The organism is bacterium (assembly GCA_021158245.1).
In the GTDB taxonomy this organism is placed as follows: Bacteria; Zhuqueibacterota; QNDG01; order QNDG01; family QNDG01; genus QNDG01.
This window is the reverse complement of sequence record JAGGVB010000141.1, coordinates 1-4,780: the sequence shown is the minus strand read 5'-3', so window position 1 is coordinate 4,780 and position 4,780 is coordinate 1. Positions and strand designations below refer to the sequence as shown.

General features: G+C 35.2%; 3 protein-coding genes. All 3 read right to left on the bottom strand.

The window, feature by feature from the left end:
* Nucleotides 1-135: 135 nt before the first annotated feature.
* A complete protein-coding gene (locus tag J7K93_07555; GenBank protein ID MCD6116854.1) occupies nucleotides 136-972 on the bottom strand; it encodes an arylamine N-acetyltransferase in 837 nt (278 codons plus the stop codon).
* A gap of 11 nt (nucleotides 973-983) precedes the next feature.
* Nucleotides 984-3,284, bottom strand: a complete 2,301-nt coding sequence (locus J7K93_07550; GenBank protein ID MCD6116853.1) for a response regulator — start codon at nucleotides 3,282-3,284, stop codon at nucleotides 984-986.
* A 68-nt stretch (nucleotides 3,285-3,352) separates the two neighbouring features.
* Nucleotides 3,353-4,780, bottom strand: a 1,428-nt coding sequence (locus J7K93_07545; GenBank protein ID MCD6116852.1) for a GAF domain-containing protein, incomplete at its 5' end; no start/stop codon positions are given.

The window sequence follows — 4,780 nt, the reverse complement described above, 5'->3', positions numbered from 1 at the left end:
TTTATTTCTTTTCCGCATTTATAACAAAACAACTCACCCTCCCATTGATATAACTATTTTCTATATTTTAAATTTAAGAATAATAAATTACGGTTAACAATTTTAGATTATTCTTTCAATCTCAGCCACTTATCATCACTCTTTACTCAAAGACAACTCTTTGACGTACTCCATAGCCTCTTCTACCAAATCTGTTTTAATGCCGAATCTATCATAAATAGTTTGGTGCAGATTATTTTTAATTTTATAGTTTTTCTTGGTATTAAAGTTCTCCTCTCTCATAAAAGTGTTATGTATATATATTCTGGTATTATTTTCAACCTTGTTTAGACACAGGCCTTTCATTGTCTTTAAACTGAATGATTCCAGCCACGCTTTTGCGAACTCATCTTCAGTTACGGGTTTATCTTCAAACGAGTAGCGCCATTTTCTATCGGCTGAATTAAAAGTATACAGTTCAACTCTTCTGCTGTCTCTTCTGAAAATCAATTCCACTCCGGAAAATTCCGTCTTGTACATTTTTGGTTTTAACTTGTTTATCTCCATTGGAGTTGTAATCAGGTAACCCGGGTCAACAAGATATTTCACTCCATCAAGGAGCACCACCAGACTGCAGTGGACATTTTTCCCCCATTTCATATCTGCCAGCACAGGATACGTGCTAAATCCTGCAGATACAAGAATTTTCTTCAAATAAAACGTTAATGAAAAGCAAGTTCCTCCAAAATTGTATTCACGATTTTCTTCAAACACTTCTTCCGGAAGCCGTAATTTATTAAGCCCCTCTGTTTTTCTGTTTTTTATTATTTTACTTAGGTTTTCATAGGGGAATTTCGAAAACTTTTTGACTATCTCATGCAAAACAGATAATTCAGCAATATTAGCAGTTATTGAATAATTTGACAAAAATCCGCTAACTGCATTTTTGTAATCATTCCCACCAATAGTTGATATTATCTTTTTATTCTTCATAAAACTATTTTTTATAAGGAAAAAGTATCCTTTATTTTAACAAGTAATTCATTAACAGTAAAAGGTTTTTGTATAAAAGGTATGCCCTTGTCCCTTATTGTTTCCCATCTCGACTTTTCCCCGGTATAACCGCTGGAGAAAATAATAGGGATTGACAGGTCAGTAAAATATTTCTCTTCAAGAAGGTTAAGGCCGTTCCCGTCAGGAAGCACTACATCACACAAAACAAGGTCAAAAAATGCACTCCTTTGTTCCAATTGTTCCCTCGCTGCAGCTAAAGTTGAAGCCTGAAATATCTTATATCCGTATTTTGTAAGGGCTGTACATACAAATTCCTTCACACCTTCTTCGTCTTCAATAACAAGTATCCTCTCCCCGTTTCCCTTAATTGTATCTTCATCTATACGGCTTCTCTTTAAATCCTCAATATCATCTGTTGCAACAGGTATATAAATTGTAAAAACAGTGCCTTTTCCTATTTGGCTTTCAACATCTATCCACCCGCCATGCTGCTGTACAATTCCATAAACAACGGAAAGCCCCAGGCCTGTGCCCTTGCCCGGGCCCTTTGTAGTAAAAAACGGGTCAAACACATGGTCAATGACTTCATCTTCTATTCCCATACCTGTATCAGAAAAGGAAAACATCACATAGTTGGAATTTTCTTCTCTCTGGAATAAAAGACTCCCATTTTCTGCATTACAGGTCTTTATTCTAATCTCACCACCGTCAGGCATTGCATCTCTTGCATTTACAGCAAGATTCATTATTAATTGTTCAATACTTCCCCTGTCAATTCTGGCTTTTAAAAGTTCATCGGAAAGATCTGTTTTGATACTGATATCTTCACCGATCAGGCGGTGAAGCATTTTGAGCATATCCTCAATAATTTGATTCAAATCTTCCTTTACAAAACGCATTGGCTGTTTTCTGCTGAACAGAAGAAGCTGGCTTGTAAGATCAGCTGCACGAAGAGACGCATCCTGAGCTGCTGTAAGGTCACTGAATAATTCTTTATCCTGTTCTTTATCCATTCTCATTAAAGCCAAATCAATGTTGCCTTGAATTATAGTAAGCAGATTATTAAAATCATGTGCAACACCTCCGGCAAGAACTCCAATTGCTTCCATCTTTTGTGCCTGCATGAGTTGTGCTTTTATCTTTTCTCTCTCTAACTCAGAACGTTTTTTATCTGTAACATCTCTTATTATGCCCTGATAACCATGCACCTCCCCATCATCATCTTTTCTAAGGCTGGCAGTTAGAATGCAGTATATTGAATCTCTTTCCTTATTATAGAATTCTACTTCAAAATCCTTTACAGATTCATTCTCCTCAATCAGCAATTTAAACTCTTTCCATGCATCTTCGTCAACAAACAGATCTTTAATATTTAATTTGACAATCTCCTCCTTGGTATAATGGAAAAGCTCCAAAGCCGATTGATTGACAAGAACGAATTGCCCGTTTCTTGTAGTAATATATATTGCATCATGAGACTCTTCAAACAGGCTTCTGTATCGCTCTTCACTCTCCTTAAGTGCTCTTTCTACAAGTTTTCTTTCAACAATGTTGTGAAATACTACTACAGCGCCTGTTATACCCAGTATTTGATCTGTAATCGGAGCAATGCTGTCGTCAATTGGTATTTTTGAACCATTTCGTGAAAGAAGGTATGTCTCAGCGGGGAGGCTCATTAATCTTCCGCGTTTAAACACATCTGCAATATCCAGATCTATTTTTGCTCCGTCCTCTTTTACAAGATTAAAAACTTTTCCAAGAGGCTGCCCCTTGGCATCTTTCTGGTTCCAACCTGTGAGATTCTCTGCAATCGAATTCATTAAAATAATTTTACTTTTAACATCTGTAGCAATAACTCCGTCACCTATACTCATCAGAGTTGTAGAGAACCACAGCTCCTTTTCTCTTAACCTCATCTCCATTTTGTGTTTATATAAAGCCATCTCAATTGTACTTTTAAGCTCCTGTTCTTCAAATGGTTTAAGGATAAACCCAAAAGGAGCTGTCATTTTTGCTTTATCAATTGTAGTTTCATCAGCATATGCCGTTAAATAAATAACAGGAACATTAAATTTATATATCTCCTTTGCCGCTTCTATTCCTGTTTTTTCACCTTTTAGTACAATATCCATCAGCACAAGGTCGGGCTTTTCCTCTTGCACTAATTTAATAGCTTCATCACCATCAGCAACAGTATCAATTACATAATATCCGAGTTTAATCAGAACCTGCCTGATATCTTCTGCTACTATGCCCTCATCCTCAACAACAAGTATTCGAGCTTTTAACATCAACCTTCCCCGCTTTTTTTCTGCAAATACAAATCGAATTCTGTTCTTTGTAGTTACTTTTTTATCATTTATAATATTTTCTTAAAAGATATTTTATAAGAGAGCCCTTCTTTGCTGCTAATCCTGATTTTACCCTGAAGCTGGTCTTCTACAAGTATAGAGACTAGTTTAAGGCCAAGCGAATCCAAATGCAAAATATCAATTCCTTCAGGCACGCCTACACCATTATCAGAAACTTTAAGTTCAATTATCCCGTTCTGTTTTTCCTTCATTGATATAGTAACTCTCCCTTTTCTTTTATTTGAGGAGCCAGGGAAAGCATATTTTAAAGAATTTGAAATGAGTTCATTAATGACAAGCCCGCATGGTACTGCTGATTCGACATCAAGCACAACATTATTTATATTTATATTAAGAGAAACTCTGTCCGGATTAATGCCGTATGTTCTGAACAGTTCGTAACCAAGATTATAAACATAATCATTAAAATCTATACTGCTGAAATCCTTTGTTGCGTAAAGACGTTCATGAACAAGCGATATGGACCGTACTCGATCACGTGTTTCCCTGAAAAGTTCCAGAGATTTTTTATCCTTAACCTGTTTGGTCTGCAGGCTTAAAAGACTTGAAATAACCTGGAGATTATTCTTTACTCTGTGATGAACTTCTTTTAAAAGAACTTCTTTTTCTTTCAGCGAATTACGCATTTGTTCATCTTTGAAATTTCTCTCAATTGAAATTGCTATCTGGTTTGATATAAAACTTAAAAACTCAAGATGTTTGTTGCTAAACTGTTTCGGATTAGTATAACTCTGAAGAACAACTGCTCCTATAACTGATTTACCCAAATGCAATGGAACACCCAGCCATGATTGCGCAGGCCTGCCGATTAACTCTATATGCCCTTTATTATGGAGCTCATTAATATCATCAAGACTGAGCAAAAGTGATTTATCAGTATCTATCACGTATTTGGTAATAGATTTCTTATTTGTTAAATCCAGATTAATTTTATCCATGGAAGTTGAATATGCTATTTTTAATTTTTTCTTATCGTTGTTTAATAATGCAATAAAAAGATTTGAGGAATTAACAATTTTACCGATATTTATTCTTATTTTATCAAAGAGCTCTTCAAGATTCTCTACACTTAATGCTTCGTTTGCAATATCATACATAACCTGCTGAAGTTTTTCAGATTCTTTTTTTTCTGTGATATCAGTCTGAATACCCCAAATCCATTTTAATACACCTTCGGAAATATAACCTGAATAAGAATTCCTGAAATATTTTATGCTGCCGTCAATATCGTATTCCGAGTTATCAAGAAGTTTAGTCTGAAAATTATGTTTTACAAAATCCACTAACCTTTTTATTGATGTATCTCTGTCAAGTGAAAATTCCTGCAATTTTCTTCCAAGTATATTATCTTTGGAATCCGAACCGTACATCTTAGCCATTGCATCATTGCACTCACTGATATAGCCTGTATCAAT